Origin of the sequence: Pseudomonas frederiksbergensis, assembly GCF_900105495.1 — a bacterium.
In the GTDB taxonomy this organism is placed as follows: Bacteria; Pseudomonadota; Gammaproteobacteria; order Pseudomonadales; family Pseudomonadaceae; genus Aquipseudomonas; species Aquipseudomonas frederiksbergensis.
The window spans coordinates 914,480-931,073 of the sequence record NZ_FNTF01000002.1 but is presented as its reverse complement, the minus strand read 5'-3'; the positions used below and the strand labels follow the sequence as shown (position 1 = coordinate 931,073).

The window sequence follows — 16,594 nt, the reverse complement described above, 5'->3', positions numbered from 1 at the left end:
TCTTCAAGGGTGCGTAAATGATGGTTTGCTCAAGTCCCGGACTTGATCTTGGTCCAGGCCCGGGTCCGTGCCCGTTCGGCGTCACGGGGCAGCGGTTGCAGGGTGTACAGCGTGCTCATCGCCGCTTCGGTCGGGTACAGGTTCGGGTTGTTGCGGATCGCCGGGTCGACCAGTTCGGTGGCGTCCTTGTTCGGGTTCGGGTAGCCGACGAAGTCGCTGACAGGCGCAATCACTTGCGGCTGCAACAAGTAGTTGATGAAGGTGTAGGCGTCTTCCGGGTTCTTCGCGCCTTTCGGGATGGAGAGCATGTCGAACCAGATCGGCGCGCCTTCTTTGGGCAGGCGCATGTCGACGAGCACGCCGTTCTTGGCTTCCTTGGCGCGGTTGGCGGCCTGGGAGAAGCTGCCGGAGTAACCGACCGCGACGCAGATGTCACCGTTGGCAATGTCGGCCATGTACTTCGAGGAATGGAAGTAGGTGATGTACGGACGAATCTTCATCAACAGCGCTTCAGCCTTTTCGTAGTCCGCCGGTTTCTTGCTGTTGGGGTCCAGGCCGAGGTGTTGCAGCGCCAGTGGCAGGATCTCCGACGGCGAGTCGAGCAAAGCCACGCCGCACTGCTTGAGCTTGCTGATGTTCTCTTCCTTGAAGATCAGGTCCCAGCTGTCCACCGGTGCGTTGTCACCCAGCGCAGCCTTGATCTTGTCCGGGTTGAAGCCGATCAGGATGGTCCCGTACATGTACGGCACGGCAAATTTGTTGCCCGGATCGTTGGCTTCGATCAGCTTCATCAGCTTGGGATCGAGGTGGTTCCAGTTCGGCAGTTTGCTGCGATCCAGTGGCTGGAAAACGCCGGCCTCGATCTGCTTGGCGAGAAACACGTTGGACGGCACGACCACGTCATAACCGGAGTTGCCGGTCAGCAGCTTGGCCTCCAGCGCTTCGTTGGTGTCGAAGATGTCGTAGACCAGTTTGGTCTGGGGGTTCTGGGCCTTGAAATCTTCCAGCGCTTTGGGAGTGATGTAGTCGAACCAGTTGTAGACGCGTAACGTTCGCTCTTCAGCATGAACGGCGCCACTGAGCACGGTGGCACACAGGGCGGGCGCGATAAAACGCTTGAGACTGATCATTGTTCTAATTCCTCATTGGGCGCTTTCAAAACCTTCGAGAACGTTCACGGCATTGATGCCGATTTCTTCTACCGCGTAGCCGCCTTCCATCACGAACAGCGTCGGCTTGCCGAGGCCGGCGATGCGTGCGCCCATGGCCAGGTAATCCGGGCTGTCGAGCTTGAACTGGGAGATCGGATCGTCCTTGAATGTATCGACGCCCAGGGAAACGACGACGATATCGGCGCCGTACTTTTCGATCTCTTTGCAGGCTTGTTCCAGCGCGGCACTCCAGCTGTCCCAACCGCTCCCTGCCGGCAAAGGGTAGTTGAAGTTGAAGCCTTCGCCGGCCCCTTCACCCCGTTCATCTGCATAGCCGAGGAAGAACGGGAACTCGGCTTCCGGATGGCCATGGATCGAGGTAAACAGCACATCACTGCGCTCGTAGAAAATCGATTGAGTGCCGTTGCCGTGGTGGTAATCGACGTCGAGGATCGCGACCTTTTTATGGCCCTGGTCGAGGAAGGCTTGAGCGGCGATGGCGGCGTTGTTGAGGTAGCAATAACCGCCCATCAAATCGCTGGCGGCGTGGTGTCCCGGTGGACGGCACAAGGCGAAGGCACTGCGCGCGCCGCGTTGAATGGCGGCTTGGGCGGTCAGCGCGACTTGCGCCGCACTGTATGCCGCTTGCCAGGTGCCGGCGGTAATCGGTGCGCCGCCGTCGAAGCTGTAATAGCCGAGCTGGCCGTGAAGGCTGGTGGGGATGATCCGGCGCAGGGTGCGCGCCGGCCAGGTGTAGGGCAGCAAGTCGCCGTCAGTTCCGAATTCGGTCCAGCGCGCCCAGGCACCTTTGAAGAAGTCGAGGTAGTCGCGGCTGTGGATGCGCGCGATCGGGTCGAGACCGAAATCCTGCGGCGCTTCGACAGGGCCGAGGTCGCGGTGCTGCACACGCTGCAGAACATGATCGGCTCGCGAAGGCATTTCGAAGCAGGGCATCAGTTGCCCGTCCATCAATTCACAACGGCCATGGTGCAGGTGGTGATCGTCCGAGTAGATCGTCAGCATTTTCTTGTTCTCCGCAGGCTGATTCGGTTGAACACAGTCTTGCGGCGCCCGACGTTTGAGAGAACGGCAGGAAAGGCCAAAAGGGGATCGATATGGCCAAAAGAATTGACCGAAATTCGCCCCTTCCCTTATTGGCGCAAACCCTGGCCGATCGTTCCCATGCTCCGCGTGGGAATGCCTCTTGGGACGCTCCGCGTCCCGGTGACGCAGAGCGTCACTGGCTGCATTCCCACGCAGAGCGTGGGAACGATCAGTCGTCAGGGTCTGAACTGGCTCGGCGCTACACCGCTCCAGCGCACGAACGCATGACGGAAGCTCGCGGTCTCGCTGAAGCCCAATGCCTCGGCGATTTGATAGATCGGCAGTTGGTCATCGCAGAGCATGCGTTTGGCCTGCTCGAACCGCAGTTCATCAAGCAATTCCTGATAACTGCAGCCCAGATCCTTCAGATGCCGACGCAAGGTGCGCGCCGAGCAATTCATCTGCTCGGCCAAACCTTCGAGGCCGGGCGCCGCATTCAACTGCGCGCCGAGTAACTGGCGGATTCGCCCCAGCCACACCTGGCGACCGGTGAACTCGGTGTTTTGTTTGCGGCAGCGTTCGGCCATGGCCTGATGGGTGATGGCGTCGGCCAGAGGCAAGGGTTGATCGAGCCAGCGTTTATCAAAGGCAAAGGCGTTGGACGTAGCGTCGAACTGCAAGGGGCAATCGAAACGTTCGGTGTAGCGTGCCTGATAGTCCGGTGCGGGGTATTCGAAGCGGGCGCCAAGCAGCGGCAACGGTTGGCCGAGCAGGTCTTCGCAAGTGACCTTCATCGAAACCAGGCAAAACTCGACATTGAAGGGCGCCAGCGCAGGGTTTTCCCGATAGTCGCCAGCGGTGAGCCAGATGCGCTCGTTATCTTCTTCCAGGCTCAATTCGAACAGTGTTCCCAATAGCGCCGGGTAATGCAGTGCCAGCCGCAAGGCGTCACCTAAAGTGGCGCTGGTGAGTAAGGCGTACCCGAGCATGCCGTAGGACGAAACGTGCATCCGGCGGCCCAATTCCAGGCCGATGTCACGCTTGAGCGCGACGGCGTTGGCGCAGACCTGCATCTCCTGGTTGGTGGTGATGCGCGTGTCCGCCCGGCTCAGATCCGCCGGGCTGATGCCGCTTCCAGCCAGCAAGGCTTCGCTGGACAAGCCCTCGGCCTTGAAGGTGTTGAGCACCAGGGAGACAGCGTTGAGGGTGGTGAGATGGGAATGCAGCATGGGGTGTTCCAGCCTTGGGATGGCTGAAACGCAGCAAGTTGTATGCCTGATGGAGATCCTGTGGGAGTGAGCCTGCTCGCGATGGCGGTGTGTCAGTCAGCATCGATGTTGGATGGACGACCGCTATCGCGAGCAGGCTCCCACAGGGTTTTGCAGGGTGTCAGCTGAGTTCGCCGCAGAGGTCGAGTTCTACAAGGCGCCGCACTTCAGCGTTATCCAGATTTGCAGCCAACAACGCATGCAACTTGCCGAACGCCGCTTCGCGCGTCATGCCTCCACCGGACAACACGCCGACACCGCGCAAGCGACTGCCAGCCTCGTAAACATCCAGCTCGACGCCACCTTCATGGCATTGGGTGACGGCTACAACGACAACACCTTTGTCCCGCGCCCGTTCCAGGCTCGCGAGGAATTCTGGATTGTCGCTGGGCCCGGTACCGCTGCCGTAGCACTCCAGCACCAGGCCTTGAATGCCGCTGTCGAGCAGGCCGTCCAGCATTTCGGCACTGATGCCGGGGAACAACGGCAGCACCGCGACTTTCGCCAGCTGTTTAGCCTGGTTGTAATTCAACTGCGCTGGCACGGAAGTCGCTTTCACGCCGCCACCCTGGCGCTCAAGCCGCTTGAACGGATGACGACCGAAACTGCGCACCTTCGCGCAATGGGTCGGGTCCAGCTGCTCACCGTGGAAGTACAGATGAACGCCCGGCGCCAGGCCGTGACCCAAAGCAACCAACGCTCCACTGAGGTTTTCCCAGGCATCGCTGTCGGTTACGCCGGCCGGCAGCATGGAACCGGTGAACACCACGCGGGCATGCAGGCCGAGCAATTGAAAACTCATGGCCGCCGCGCTGTAGGCGAGGGTGTCGGTGCCATGCAGGATCAGCACGCTGTCGCAACCCTGGACATCGACGGCATCGACCACCGCTTCACGCAGTTGCTGCCAGTAAACCGGGGTCATGTTGGCGCTATCGATCAGCGGCGACATCTCGCGAAAGCGCCATTGCGGCACGACAAGGTCAGGCTGGCTGTGCAGATACTCGCGCATCCGGGCTTCGAAACCGGACGCCGGGGCCAGGCCGTGGGCGCTGGCTTGCATGCCGATGGTGCCGCCGGTGTAGAGCACCATGACGTGCTGGGCGGCAGGGTAGGAATTGGGAGTCATGGGGGAAATCTCCTGGCAGGTGGGAGCGAGCCTGCTCGCGATAGCGGTATGTTAGACACTAATGTGTTATCTGACAGTCCGTCATCGCCAGCAGGCTGGCTCCCACAGGTTGTGCACCCGTCGTTTACTGATCAGCGTTGCGCTGCGGGTACACCTTGCGGCTGGGCTTGAGCCTTGGTGGCGGCTGGCGGATTGGCTGGCCAGGCTTTCAGATCCAGGTCCAGGTCCGGGAACTTGCTCGAATCGAACACCGGGGTCTTGATGCCGGCAGCTCGCTGGTCATCGTAGTCACGCAGGATGCGCATGCCGACCTTGAACAGCAGGAACAACGCGATCAGGTTCACGAATGCCAGCATCGTCATGGTGATGTCGGCGAAGGCGAACACGGTGCCGAGGTTTTCGATGGCACCCCAGAAGATCAATACCAGTACCAGTGCGCGGTAACCGATCAGCGCCTTGCGGTTTTCACCCAGCATGAAGCGCAGGTTGTTCTCGCCCAGGTAGTAGTTGTAGAGAATCGAGGTGAACACGAACAACGACAGAGCCACCGAAATGAAGACCCGGCCCCAGTCACCGACCACGGCGGCCAGGGAGTTCTGGGTCAGGGCAATGCCATCGCCTTCGAAGCCCGGGGTGTAGAAGCCCGACAGCAGGATCAGCAACGCGGTGCAGGTGCAGATCACGAAAGTGTCGAGGAACACGCTGAACGCCTGAACCACACCTTGCGATACCGGGTGCTCGACCGAGGCCACAGCGGCCACGTTCGGCGCACTGCCCAGGCCTGCTTCGTTGGCGAACACGCCGCGCTTCACGCCCATGACGATGGCGCTGCCGATCAGGCCGCCGAAGGCTTGATCCAGACCGAAGGCGCTTTTGACGATGGTCATCAACATGCCCGGAACGTGGTCGAACTGCAGCACGATCACGTAGAGGGTCACGCCGATGTACGCCAGGGTTTTCACCGGCACCAGCAGGTCAGCGACCTTGGCGATCCGCTTGATACCGCCGATGAACACCAGACCCAGCAACACCGCCAGTGCCAGCCCGGTGTAAGTGGTGTCGAAGCCGAACGCGTTGTTCAGCGAGTGGGTCACGGCATGGGCTTGCAGGCCGTTGAAGGCGAAGCCGAAGGTGATCAGCAGCAGGAACGCCATGATCATGCCCAACCAGCGTTTCTGCAGGCCATGCTGGATGTAAAAGGACGGGCCGCCACGATACTGGCCTTCGGAGTCGCAGCGCTTGTAAAGCTGGCCGAGGGAGCATTCGAAGAAGCTGCTGGACATGCCGACCAGCGCGGTCACCCACATCCAGAACACCGCGCCCGGACCACCCAGGGTCACGGCGATACCGACACCGGCGATGTTACCTGCACCGACGCGGCCGGCGAGGCTGAGCATCAGGGCCTGGAAGGAACTGAGCTGGCCAGCGCTGCTTTTGAGGCTGTCGCGGAACACCGCGAACATGTGGAAGAAATGGCGGAACTGAACGAAACGCGAGCGGATCGTGAAGTAGCTACCGAGCCCGACAATGAGCACGATCAGTACTTTCCCTGAGAGGAAGTCGTTAATGACTTCGAGCATGGATTATTCCTCGCTGTTTTTTGTGTAGGCAAATGCTGTGCGGTCAGAAATATCGCGTTACACCGGATTGCACGCGGCAAAACAGGTGAGGCGAAGGTTCGTCCCGATTTCATATTGCGGGTTTGTTATTAGTTCGGGTTTCGCATGGGTTTGGGCCTCGTTACCGACGACCGCTCACGCGAAGAGGGGCGGCACTATACCTATGAGTGTGCCGTCCGTCTGCACGGTTGTGGTGCAAGCGATGAATCGAAGCCTTTGAAACACCTGACTTTTTTGAGCCAGGCTCTTGTAGGAGTGAGCCTGATCGCGATGAACGATAACGCGGTGTAACTGAGATACCGCGGTGTCTGCATCGCGAGCAGGCTCACTCCCACAGAAGACAGAAGTCCTTTCAAAAGTTAAAAAAAAGGGCTTGGGGAACAAATCCCCAAGCCCTCAAAAGGTGAGAGGTGTCTAGTCCCTCGACCTGGTGAGCGGTGCTACAAGTAACGCGTCGGATCAGGCTTTAAGCGGAACCAGACGCGGAGCAATCATGTTTTCCGGGCGCAGGATGTCGGCGAGCATTTCGTCGTCGAGCAAGCCTTCTTCGCGCACCAGTTCCAGCACGCCGCGGCCGCTTTCGAGGGCGATACGGGCGATACGGGTAGCGTTTTCATAGCCGATGTACGGGTTCAGCGCGGTGACCAGACCGATCGAGTGCTCGACCAGTTCACGGCAGCGCTCTTCGTTGGCGGTGATGCCGACGATGCAGTGTTCGCGAAGCATGTCCATGGCGCGTTGCAGCAGGCGGATCGAGTCGAAGATCTTGAACGCGATCAGCGGCTCCATCACGTTCAGTTGCAACTGGCCGCCTTCGGCTGCGATGGTCAGCGCCAGGTCGTTGCCGATGATCTGGAACGCCACCTGGTTGACCGCTTCCGGGATTACCGGGTTGACCTTGCCTGGCATGATCGAGCTGCCTGGCTGACGCGCTGGCAGGTTGATTTCGTTGATGCCGGTGCGTGGGCCGCTGGACAGCAGACGCAGGTCGTTGCAGATCTTCGACAGCTTGACCGCGGTGCGCTTGAGCATGCCGGAGAACAGCACGAAGGCGCCCATGTCGGAGGTGGCTTCGATCAGGTCGGCAGCCGGAACCAGCGGTTGTCCACTGATCAGCGCCAGACGCTCAACGGCCAGGTGCTGGTAGCGCGGGTCGGCGTTGATGCCGGTACCGATCGCGGTGCCGCCCAGGTTCACTTCGGTCAGCAGTTCCGGGGCCAGCGTCTTCAGACGGGCCAGGTCTTCGCCCAGCGTGGTGGCGAATGCGCGGAATTCCTGGCCGAGGGTCATCGGCACGGCGTCTTGCAGTTGGGTACGGCCCATTTTCAGGACGTGAGCGAACTCTTGGCCCTTGGCGGCGAACGCCTGGATCAGGCTGTCGAGGCTGGCCAGCAGCGCGTCGTGACCCAGCAGCAGACCCAGACGGATCGCGGTCGGGTAGGCGTCGTTGGTTGACTGCGCCATGTTCACGTCGTTGTTCGGGTGCAGGTATTGGTATTCGCCCTTCTGGTGACCCATGGCCTCCAGCGCGATGTTGGCGATGACTTCGTTGGCATTCATGTTGGTTGAAGTGCCGGCGCCGCCTTGAATCATGTCCACGACGAACTCTTCGTGGAAATCGCCGCGGATCAAACGTGCACAGGCTTCGCTGATGGCAGCGTGCTTGGCTTCGCTCAGGTGACCCAACTCGCGGTTGGCGTCAGCGGCGGCTTGTTTAACCATCGCCAGGCCGACAACCAGCTTCGGGTAATGCGAAATCGGAACGCCGGAGAGACGGAAGTTGTTCACCGCTCGCAGGGTCTGGATGCCGTAGTACGCTTGAGCAGGTACTTCGAGTACGCCAAGCAGGTCTTTTTCTGTGCGGAAAGATGCAGCGGAGGACATGATAGAAATCATCTCGATATGGACCCGGTCTGTGCCGGAACGCTGCAAATGCTAGGCTTGTGGAGAATTTTGGGCCAATGCTGTTAAACACTAGCCTATGCACATTCGGCATAATGCCCATGTGACGCCGTGTCTGTGGCGAGCGTGTGACCTAAATTGGTGCGTGTCCGGGAGGCCGTGATGAACCTTGAAAGTAAATGGCTGGAGGACTTTAGTGCCCTGGCTGCCACCCGCAGCTTCTCCCAGGCTGCCGAACGACGCTTCGTGACGCAGCCGGCATTCAGTCGACGGATCCGCAGCCTTGAAGCCGCATTGGGGCTGACCCTGGTCAATCGCTCGCGCACGCCGATCGAACTGACGGCGGCAGGGCAGCTGTTTCTGGTCACCGCGCGGACGGTGGTCGAGCAGCTCGGTGAAGTGTTGCGCCACCTCCATCACCTGGAAGGTGGGCAGGGCGAGGTGATGCAGGTCGCCGCCGCTCACTCCCTGGCGCTGGGTTTCTTCCCGCGCTGGATCGCGCAGTTGCGTAACGAAGGCCTGAACATCGCGACGCGCCTGGTGGCGACCAACGTCGGCGATGCCGTGCATGCATTGCGCGAAGGCGGGTGCGATCTGATGCTGGCGTTCTACGACCCGGATGCCGCGATGCAGATGGACCCGGAAATCTTTCCATCGCTGCACCTTGGCAACACCGAAATGCTCCCGGTCTGCGCGGCGGATGCCGACGGCAAGCCACTGTTCGATCTGGAAGGCGAAGGCAGTGTGCCGCTGCTCGCCTACAGCGCCGGTGCATTTCTCGGGCGTTCGGTGAACATGCTGCTGCGCCAGCGCGCGCTGCGCTTCACCACCATTTACGAGACGGCCATGGCCGACAGTCTTAAAAGCATGGCGCTGGAAGGATTGGGCATTGCCTGGGTGCCGCGACTCAGCGTGCGCGCCGAACTGGCTCGAGGTGAACTGGTGGTATGCGGCGGCCCACAATGGCATGTGCCGCTGGAGATTCGCTTGTACCGCTGCGCGCTGGTGCGCAAGGCGAACGTGCGATTGCTGTGGCGCAAACTGGAAGGCGGCGCAGCGCAGAGTTCTTGAACATGTCGACTAACCCTGTGGGAGTGAGCCTGCTCGCGATAGCGGACTAATATTCAACGCAAATGTCGACCGGGCCGACGCCATCGCGAGCAGGCTCGCTCCCACAGGGAATGATGTTGTATTGACTGACTCTGAAGTCAATAAAACCGGCGCTTTGCGTCGTATGACAGATGGTCGTCTCGGGGGCTGTTTATCTGCCTCATTGAGGTATACTGCGCGGCCTTCGGCCGGTTCGTCCGGCCATAATTCGTACAATCAAGCCACGCATATTGCGTGGCTTGTTGTTTTTTGACGCGCCTGCGGGCGCCCAGAGAGAAGAGGCACGACGATGAGCGCACTGGTTGGCGTGATCATGGGCTCCAAGTCCGATTGGTCCACCCTTAGCCACACCGCCGATATGCTGGAAAAGCTCGGCATTCCTTACGAGGTGAAAGTGGTCTCTGCCCACCGCACCCCGGACCTGCTCTTCCAGTACGCCGAAGAGGCTGAGGCGCGTGGCATCGAGGTGATCATCGCCGGTGCCGGCGGCGCGGCCCACTTGCCAGGCATGTGTGCGGCCAAGACCCACCTGCCGGTACTGGGCGTGCCGGTGCAGTCGTCGATGCTCTCGGGCGTCGATTCGCTGCTGTCTATCGTGCAGATGCCCGCGGGCATTCCGGTTGCCACCCTGGCCATCGGCAAAGCGGGCGCGATCAACGCAGCGCTGCTCTCGGCGAGCATTCTCGGCGCCAAGCACCCGCACTTCCATGCGGTGCTGAAAAAATTCCGCGCTGAACAGACAGACAGCGTCCTGGAAAATCCAGACCCACGCATCGCCTGAGGTTGTTGACGATGAAGATCGGTGTAATCGGTGGCGGCCAGTTGGGTCGCATGTTGGCGCTGGCGGGTACTCCGCTGGGCATGAACTTCGCTTTCCTGGACCCCGCGCCGGATGCTTGCGCAGCCGCGTTGGGCGAACACCTGCGGGCCGACTACGGCGATCAGGATCACCTGCGTCAGCTGGCCGATGAAGTCGATCTGGTGACCTTCGAGTTCGAAAGCGTCCCGGCTGAAACCGTCGCATTCCTCTCGCAATTCGTCCCGGTGTACCCGAGCGCCGAAGCCCTGCGCATCGCCCGTGATCGCTGGTTCGAGAAGAGCATGTTCAAGGACCTGGGGATTCCCACCCCGGCGTTCGCCGACATTCAATCGCAAGCCGATCTGGACGCTGCCGTGGCTTCGATCGGTCTGCCGGCCGTGCTAAAAACCCGCACCCTGGGTTACGACGGCAAGGGCCAGAAAGTCCTGCGCAAGCCTGAAGATGTGGCCGGCACGTTCGCCGAACTGGGCAGCGTGGCCTGTCTACTGGAAGGCTTCGTGCCGTTTACCGGCGAAGTCTCGCTGATTGCCGTGCGTGCCCGCGATGGCGAAACCAGGTTCTATCCGCTGGTTCACAACACCCACGACAGCGGCATCCTCAAGCTGTCCGTGGCCAGCACCGACCACCCGCTGCAAGCCTTGGCCGAAGACTATTCCAGCCGTGTGCTCAAGCAGCTGAATTACGTTGGCGTGATGGCGTTCGAGTTCTTTGAAGTCGACGGTGGCCTCAAGGCCAACGAGATCGCCCCGCGTGTGCACAACTCGGGTCACTGGACCACGGAAGGCGCCGAGTGCAGCCAGTTCGAAAACCACCTGCGGGCCGTTGCCGGTCTGCCGCTGGGTTCGACGGCCAAGGTCGGCGAGAGCGCGATGCTCAACTTCATCGGCAAAGTGCCGGAGACCGAGAAAGTCCTGGCCATCGCCGATTGCCATCTGCATCACTATGGCAAGGCGTTCAAGGTCGGTCGCAAGGTCGGCCACGCCAACCTGCGTTGTGCAGACCGCGAAACACTGGCCGCGCAGATCCTCAAGGTCGAAGCCCTTATCGCCGAGTAAACAGTTTCATGTGGCAGCGGTGGAACCATTCAGGGGCCGCCGTTCTCTCATGGCAGGATGCCAAAGTCTGTCTAGGCTTGGACGTAGCACTTAATCAGAGGGAAATGCCATGGGAATTATCGGAACCATCTTTATCGGCTTGATCGTCGGCCTGCTGGCGCGGTTCCTGAAGCCGGGCGATGACAAAATGGGCTGGATCATGACCATCCTGCTCGGTATTGGCGGTTCGCTGGCGGCCACTTATGGCGGCCAGGCTCTGGGCATCTATCATGCGGGCGAAGGTGCAGGCTTCATCGGTGCGCTGGTTGGCGCGGTGGTGTTGCTGGTGATCTACGGTTTGATCAAAAAGAACTGATTCAAAGCGACAAAGCCCCCTCTGCGCTGCAGGCAGAGCGGGCTAGAATGCTCGGCGTTGCACTGTCCTCTCCTTTGCCGAGCACCTTCATGCGCCGTCTTCTGCTGACTTTCCTTTTACTGGGCTCGGGCCTCGCCCATGCCGGCGAACTGCCGGAAACCGACTGGCTCGACCTGATGCCCAAGTCGGACCAGAAAGCCCTCGAGGCCATGCCTGAAATCGACCACAACTCCCCCGAAGCCAATGGCACCTTTACCGAAAAGGGTGGCATGAAGCAGAGCAAGGGCTTGCCGGCGGTGATGTATTCGAGCAAAACCGTGGCGTCGATGAACGACAAGCACATCCGCATCGGCGGTTATCCGGTGCCGCTGGAGTCCGACGCCCAGGGCCGCAGCACGCTGTTCTTCCTCGTGCCGTATCCGGGCGCCTGCATCCACGTGCCGCCACCGCCACCTAATCAATTGGTGCTGGTGCGTTATCCCAAAGGTTTGAAGCTGAACGACATCTACACACCGCTGTGGGTGACCGGCACGCTGAAGATCGAGCAGGTCAACAACGACCTGGCTGACGCAGCGTATGCGCTGGATGCGGCGAAAGTGCGGGTGGTGCAGGAATCAGATCTCTAGCAGCCAACCAAAATAACTGTGGGAGCCAGCCTGCTGGCGATAGCGGTCCGTCAGATACTTTCAATTTGACTGACATGACGCCATCGCCAGCAGGCTGGCTCCCACATTTCGTATTGCGGTGTTGCTTAGAGAGGTTTGCTGCCGATGCTGACACCCAGGGTATGACTCGCACCCGGCGCCAGCGTCACCACATCATCCATCACGTTCGCCGTTTCAATGCACAGCATGCGCTGCCAGCCATCGTCGGCCATGTCACTGAACGCTGCGGCGCGTTCAATCCACGGATTCCAGATCACCGCCGAGCGTGAACCGCTGCTGGTCAGTTCGATGCGCCGTTCCCAGGCCGGATCGACAATGCTCAGCTTCGCCGGGGTATTGAGATAGATACGGTCGGTCTCGTCGACAAAACGCAGATCGCCGGTCTGGGTGACGGTTTTCCAGTCGTCCAGGGTTTCGATGTAACTCAAGCCATCCAGCCCTTCGACATGTACTTCGCGTACATCGCTGACCGCGAAATAGCTGTGCAGCGCCTGGCTGATGGTGACGCTGTCAGCACCCTGGTTATGGCTGGTCAGGCTGATATGCAGTTGCTCGTCCAAACGGATGCTCAGCTTTAAATCCACCTGATGCGGCCAGCCCGGGAAGCCGTCTTCGGGGTAGGGCAGAAGGAATTCCACCTTCAGGCTTTCGCCTTCGGTTTCGATGCCGCCCAGTTCCCAGTCCATTGTCCGGACAAAGCCGTGAGCGGTTGGCGCTTCATTGCCGACGCGCATGGCCTGAACGCTCTGCGGGTTGCGCGGCAGATTGCCGAACCATGGCCAGCACACCGGAACCCCGGCGCGGATGCTCTTGCCAGTCTTGAACACGGCCTCGTCGTTGAGCCAGATCAACGGCGGTTCCCCGGCCACTTGATAACTGAGGATGTGTGCGCCCTGCTGGGCAACCAGCAATTCGGCCTGACCGTGGCGGATGCGCCAGCAGTTCAGTTCATCCAGTTTCACGGCTTCAACGTTGGGCGTGCTCATGGGGCAACTCTCGATCAGGAACAATGACTGCAATGGACCGCAGAAAGGCCGCAGTGTTTAACGAGCTCTTGGCGGAACCGAACGGGTGCGACCGCTGCCGTCGATCGCGACGAATACAAACACGGCTTCAGTCACCTTACGCCATTCGCTGGACAGCGGATCGTCACTCCAGACCTCGACCATCATCTGAATCGAGCTGCGGCCGATTTCCAACGCCTGGGTATAAAAGGAGAGCTGAGCGCCCACCGCTACCGGAACCAGAAACGCCATGCGGTCGATCGCAACCGTAGCCACGCGGCCACCGGCGACTTTGCTGGCCATTGCGGTGCCGGCCAAATCCATCTGCGACACCAGCCAACCGCCGAAAATATCGCCGAAGCCGTTGGTTTCGCGGGGAAGCGCGGTAATTTGCAGGGCCAGGTCGCCTTGCGGGATTGGATCTTCTTGTTCGAGCTCTATCATGCCGGGGGTGCCTCTGACCCGTGACTCTCATAAGTACTTCAGGTGAATAGCCGTCTCAAGGAAAAACGATTCAGCCCCGAACATACTACGTTCGTCACGTTTTTCGTAAGGCGCCTAAAGGGAAACTCTGCGAAATCGACTGGTAGAGCCAGCAGCGTCTTCGCACAGCAACCCTTGCAAGCTGTCGCAAGATTGCGAGTATATCGATCGGTAGACTCCGAGACGACCGTCCGGTTCTCATTTCGACCGTCAAATACGCACCTCTATGTGCTTTTTCGAACAATTTGCTATCGTGCCGGACCTGCCCAAGCCTCAGCCAGCGTTGTTGGGGTTGCAGATCCGACTATAAGAGAAGCCTTGCCATGACCACAGCGCCCTCGAGCATCGCGCAGCCCACTCAATCCGCACGTCCGCTGACCCGCAGCGATTACAAGACGTTGTCACTGTCTGCGCTGGGCGGTGCGCTGGAGTTTTACGACTTCATCATCTTCGTGTTCTTCGCCACGGTGGTCGGCAAGCTGTTCTTCCCGGCCGACATGCCCGAGTGGCTGCGCTTGATGCAGACCTTCGGGATCTTTGCCGCCGGCTACCTGGCGCGGCCGCTGGGCGGCATCGTCATGGCGCACTTCGGCGACCTGCTGGGACGCAAGAAGATGTTCACCCTGAGCATTTTCATGATGGCGGTGCCGACCCTGATCATGGGCCTGCTGCCGACTTACGCGCAGATCGGCATGTGGGCGCCGATCCTGTTGCTGCTGATGCGGGTGATTCAAGGTGCTGCGATTGGCGGTGAAGTGCCGGGCGCGTGGGTATTCGTTTCCGAACACGTGCCGCAGCGGCACATTGGCTACGCCTGCGGCACCCTGACCTGCGGCCTGACGGCCGGTATCCTGCTGGGCTCGCTGGTCGCCACCGCGATCAACAGCATTTACACCCCGGTCGAAGTCTCGGATTACGCTTGGCGGATTCCGTTCCTGCTGGGTGGCGTATTCGGCCTGTTCTCGGTTTACCTGCGTCGCTGGTTGCACGAGACGCCAGTATTCGCCGAGTTGCAACTGCGCAAGGCTCTGGCAGAAGAAGTGCCGCTGCGGGCCGTGTTGCGCGACCATCGCGGGGCGATCCTGATTTCCATGCTGCTGACCTGGCTGCTGTCCGCCGGCATCATCGTGGTCATCCTGATGACCCCGACCGTGCTGCAGACCGTCTACCACTTCTCGCCAACCACCGCGTTACAGGCCAACAGCCTGGCGATCGTATTTCTGAGCCTGGGCTGTGTCGCCTCCGGTGTACTGGCGGACCGCTTCGGCGCGGGTCGTGTCTTCGTGTTCGGCAGTGCTGCGTTGCTGATCAGTTCGTGGACCTTCTACCACAGCCTGTTCAACCACCCGGACTGGCTGTTCCCGATGTACGCCTTGACCGGCTTGCTGGTCGGCACCATCGGTGCGGTGCCGTATGTGATGGTCAAAGCCTTTCCGGCGGTGGTGCGTTTCAGCGGGCTGTCGTTCTCCTACAACCTGGCCTACGCCATCTTCGGCGGCCTGACCCCGATGGTTGTCACCTTGCTGCTCAAGGAAAGCCCGATGGGGCCTGCCTATTACGTAGCGATCATCTGTTGTGTCGGGATTGTGGTGGGTGGATATCTCTGGAAGAAAGGTCGCTAAGCCGACGCTTCCATCGACGGCACTGACCCCATCGCGAGCAGGCTCGCTCCCACATTGGTTCTGTGTTCGCCGCAGATCCCCTGTGGGAGCGGGCTTGCTCGCGAAGAACGATAACGCCGTGCCCCGGCGAAAGATCGAATGCTGGCCTTTCATCTAATTGTCATATTTCAGCCATAGAGTGTTCACACGGCCTGCTGATACTTGGCCCCGACTTAACACACCTATCTGCTAGGAGTAAGGCATGAAACTGAAGCGTTTGATGGCGGCAATGACTTTTGTCGCTGCTGGCGTTGCGACTGCCAACGCGGTTGCCGCTGTTGACCCTGCTATCCCGAGCTACACCAAGACCACTGGTGTGTCGGGCAACCTGTCCAGCGTCGGCTCCGATACCCTGGCCAACCTCATGACCCTGTGGGCTGAGAACTACAAAAAAGAATACCCGAACGTAAATATCCAGATTCAGGCTGCCGGTTCTTCTACCGCGCCACCTGCGTTGACTGAAGGCACCGCTAACCTGGGCCCGATGAGCCGCAAGATGAAGGACAACGAACTTCAGGCCTTCGAAACCAAATACGGCTACAAGCCAACCGCAATCCCGGTTGCCGTGGATGCCCTGGCGGTCTTCGTTCATAAAGACAACCCGATCCAGCACATGACCATGGAGCAAGTCGACGCGATCTTCTCCTCGACGCGTCTGTGCGGCGCCAAAGCCGACGTGAAAACCTGGGGCGACCTGGGTGTGACCGGCGACCTGGCCAACAAGCCGGTTCAACTGTTTGGTCGTAACTCGGTATCCGGCACTTATGGCTACTTCAAGGAAGAAGCCCTGTGCAAAGGCGACTACAAGCCTAACGTCAACGAACAACCAGGCTCGGCTTCGGTCGTGCAGTCGATCAGCTCCTCGCTGAATGGCGTGGGTTACTCGGGCATCGGTTACAAGACCGCCAGCGTGAAGACTGTAGCTCTGGCCAAGAAAGGCAGCACCGAGTTCGTTGAAGACACCGAAGAAAACGCCCTGAACGGCAAGTACCCGCTGTCGCGTTTCCTCTACGTTTACGTCAACAAAGCCCCGAACAAGCCTCTGGCCCCGCTGGAAGCCGAGTTCGTGAAGCTGATCCTGTCCAAACAGGGTCAGGAAGTGGTTGTGAAAGACGGCTACATCCCGCTGCCAGCCAAGGTTGCTGCAAAAGCACTGGCTGACCTGGGTCTGCAAGAAGGTAACAACGTAGCAAAAAAGTAAAACCTTGAGTCCGGGGTAAACCCGGACTCTGTAGGAGCTGTCGAGTGAAACGAGGCTGCGATCTTTTGATCTGGTCTCTAGCTGCAAGATCAAAAGATCGCAGCCTCGGTTCCCTCGACAGCTCCTACAA

At 60.0% G+C, this 16,594-nt stretch carries 15 protein-coding genes; 7 read left to right on the top strand and 8 right to left on the bottom strand.

Going from position 1 to position 16,594, the window contains the following annotated elements; all coding sequences use genetic code 11:
- Positions 1-29 precede the first annotated feature (29 nt).
- The 6 genes from BLW70_RS04920 to aspA form a co-directional block, all read right to left on the bottom strand.
- A complete protein-coding gene (locus BLW70_RS04920) occupies positions 30-1,130 on the bottom strand; it encodes a polyamine ABC transporter substrate-binding protein (RefSeq protein ID WP_074872116.1) in 1,101 nt (366 codons plus the stop codon).
- Between the two features lie 12 nt (positions 1,131-1,142).
- Positions 1,143-2,174 (bottom strand): histone deacetylase family protein, encoded by a 1,032-nt coding sequence (locus BLW70_RS04915; protein ID WP_074872114.1) that lies wholly within the window; start codon positions 2,172-2,174, stop codon positions 1,143-1,145.
- Positions 2,175-2,431: 257 nt separating this feature from the next.
- Positions 2,432-3,424, bottom strand: a complete 993-nt coding sequence (locus BLW70_RS04910; RefSeq protein ID WP_074872112.1) for an AraC family transcriptional regulator — start codon at positions 3,422-3,424, stop codon at positions 2,432-2,434.
- 160 nt (positions 3,425-3,584) lie between these two features.
- The gene (locus tag BLW70_RS04905) at positions 3,585-4,589 is read right to left on the bottom strand and encodes an asparaginase (RefSeq protein WP_074872111.1); all 1,005 of its coding nucleotides are present in this window, start codon (positions 4,587-4,589) and stop codon (positions 3,585-3,587) included.
- Positions 4,590-4,720: 131 nt separating this feature from the next.
- Positions 4,721-6,169 carry an alanine/glycine:cation symporter family protein gene (locus BLW70_RS04900; protein ID WP_074872109.1) on the bottom strand — a complete coding sequence of 483 codons (1,449 nt, stop codon included), beginning with the start codon at positions 6,167-6,169 and terminating at the stop codon, positions 4,721-4,723.
- 498 nt (positions 6,170-6,667) lie between these two features.
- Positions 6,668-8,092, bottom strand: coding sequence for an aspartate ammonia-lyase (aspA, locus tag BLW70_RS04895; RefSeq protein WP_008150027.1), 1,425 nt, complete (start codon positions 8,090-8,092; stop codon positions 6,668-6,670).
- A gap of 180 nt (positions 8,093-8,272) precedes the next feature.
- Between aspA and BLW70_RS04890 the strand changes: the two genes are divergently transcribed.
- From BLW70_RS04890 to BLW70_RS04870, 5 genes are all read left to right on the top strand, one after another.
- Complete coding sequence (locus BLW70_RS04890; protein WP_074872107.1) at positions 8,273-9,181, top strand: LysR substrate-binding domain-containing protein; 909 nt, start codon at positions 8,273-8,275, stop codon at positions 9,179-9,181.
- A 328-nt stretch (positions 9,182-9,509) separates the two neighbouring features.
- Positions 9,510-10,001 (top strand): 5-(carboxyamino)imidazole ribonucleotide mutase, encoded by a 492-nt coding sequence (gene purE / locus BLW70_RS04885; protein WP_074872105.1) that lies wholly within the window; start codon positions 9,510-9,512, stop codon positions 9,999-10,001.
- Between the two features lie 11 nt (positions 10,002-10,012).
- Complete coding sequence (locus BLW70_RS04880) at positions 10,013-11,095, top strand: 5-(carboxyamino)imidazole ribonucleotide synthase (protein ID WP_074872103.1); 1,083 nt, start codon at positions 10,013-10,015, stop codon at positions 11,093-11,095.
- Between the two features lie 109 nt (positions 11,096-11,204).
- Positions 11,205-11,450 carry a GlsB/YeaQ/YmgE family stress response membrane protein gene (locus BLW70_RS04875; RefSeq protein ID WP_074872101.1) on the top strand — a complete coding sequence of 82 codons (246 nt, stop codon included), beginning with the start codon at positions 11,205-11,207 and terminating at the stop codon, positions 11,448-11,450.
- A gap of 89 nt (positions 11,451-11,539) precedes the next feature.
- Positions 11,540-12,076 (top strand): DUF3299 domain-containing protein, encoded by a 537-nt coding sequence (locus BLW70_RS04870; RefSeq protein ID WP_074880413.1) that lies wholly within the window; start codon positions 11,540-11,542, stop codon positions 12,074-12,076.
- Positions 12,077-12,201: 125 nt separating this feature from the next.
- Here the strand turns inward: BLW70_RS04870 and BLW70_RS04865 are convergent, their stop codons facing one another.
- Both BLW70_RS04865 and BLW70_RS04860 read right to left on the bottom strand, forming a co-directional pair.
- On the bottom strand, positions 12,202-13,101 hold the full coding sequence (locus BLW70_RS04865) for a D-hexose-6-phosphate mutarotase (protein ID WP_074872099.1): 900 nt from the start codon (positions 13,099-13,101) through the stop codon (positions 12,202-12,204).
- 57 nt (positions 13,102-13,158) lie between these two features.
- A complete protein-coding gene (locus BLW70_RS04860) occupies positions 13,159-13,563 on the bottom strand; it encodes an acyl-CoA thioesterase (protein ID WP_003177184.1) in 405 nt (134 codons plus the stop codon).
- Positions 13,564-13,925: 362 nt separating this feature from the next.
- On the opposite strand from BLW70_RS04860, the gene BLW70_RS04855 reads away from it, so the two are divergent.
- On the top strand, positions 13,926-15,224 hold the full coding sequence (locus BLW70_RS04855; RefSeq protein ID WP_074872097.1) for an MFS transporter: 1,299 nt from the start codon (positions 13,926-13,928) through the stop codon (positions 15,222-15,224).
- 241 nt (positions 15,225-15,465) lie between these two features.
- Positions 15,466-16,464: a phosphate ABC transporter substrate-binding protein PstS gene (locus tag BLW70_RS04850; protein ID WP_074872095.1), complete on the top strand. Its 999-nt coding sequence runs from the start codon at positions 15,466-15,468 to the stop codon at positions 16,462-16,464.
- The last annotated feature ends 130 nt before the right edge of the window (positions 16,465-16,594 follow it).

Excerpts from the sequence above, each read along its gene's own strand:
- BLW70_RS04860 (WP_003177184.1), bottom strand. The coding sequence starts at position 13,563 with ATGATAGAGCTCGAACAAGAAGATCCAATCCCGCAAGGCGACCTGGCC.
- aspA (WP_008150027.1), bottom strand. The coding sequence starts at position 8,092 with ATGTCCTCCGCTGCATCTTTCCGCACAGAAAAAGACCTGCTTGGCGTA.
- BLW70_RS04910 (WP_074872112.1), bottom strand. The coding sequence starts at position 3,424 with ATGCTGCATTCCCATCTCACCACCCTCAACGCTGTCTCCCTGGTGCTC.
- BLW70_RS04855 (WP_074872097.1), top strand. The coding sequence starts at position 13,926 with ATGACCACAGCGCCCTCGAGCATCGCGCAGCCCACTCAATCCGCACGT.
- BLW70_RS04890 (WP_074872107.1), top strand. The coding sequence starts at position 8,273 with ATGAACCTTGAAAGTAAATGGCTGGAGGACTTTAGTGCCCTGGCTGCC.
- BLW70_RS04915 (WP_074872114.1), bottom strand. The coding sequence starts at position 2,174 with ATGCTGACGATCTACTCGGACGATCACCACCTGCACCATGGCCGTTGT.
- purE (WP_074872105.1), top strand. The coding sequence starts at position 9,510 with ATGAGCGCACTGGTTGGCGTGATCATGGGCTCCAAGTCCGATTGGTCC.
- BLW70_RS04865 (WP_074872099.1), bottom strand. The coding sequence starts at position 13,101 with ATGAGCACGCCCAACGTTGAAGCCGTGAAACTGGATGAACTGAACTGC.
- BLW70_RS04870 (WP_074880413.1), top strand. The coding sequence starts at position 11,540 with ATGCGCCGTCTTCTGCTGACTTTCCTTTTACTGGGCTCGGGCCTCGCC.
- BLW70_RS04905 (WP_074872111.1), bottom strand. The coding sequence starts at position 4,589 with ATGACTCCCAATTCCTACCCTGCCGCCCAGCACGTCATGGTGCTCTAC.
- BLW70_RS04900 (WP_074872109.1), bottom strand. The coding sequence starts at position 6,169 with ATGCTCGAAGTCATTAACGACTTCCTCTCAGGGAAAGTACTGATCGTG.
- BLW70_RS04880 (WP_074872103.1), top strand. The coding sequence starts at position 10,013 with ATGAAGATCGGTGTAATCGGTGGCGGCCAGTTGGGTCGCATGTTGGCG.
- BLW70_RS04850 (WP_074872095.1), top strand. The coding sequence starts at position 15,466 with ATGAAACTGAAGCGTTTGATGGCGGCAATGACTTTTGTCGCTGCTGGC.
- BLW70_RS04875 (WP_074872101.1), top strand. The coding sequence starts at position 11,205 with ATGGGAATTATCGGAACCATCTTTATCGGCTTGATCGTCGGCCTGCTG.
- BLW70_RS04920 (WP_074872116.1), bottom strand. The coding sequence starts at position 1,130 with ATGATCAGTCTCAAGCGTTTTATCGCGCCCGCCCTGTGTGCCACCGTG.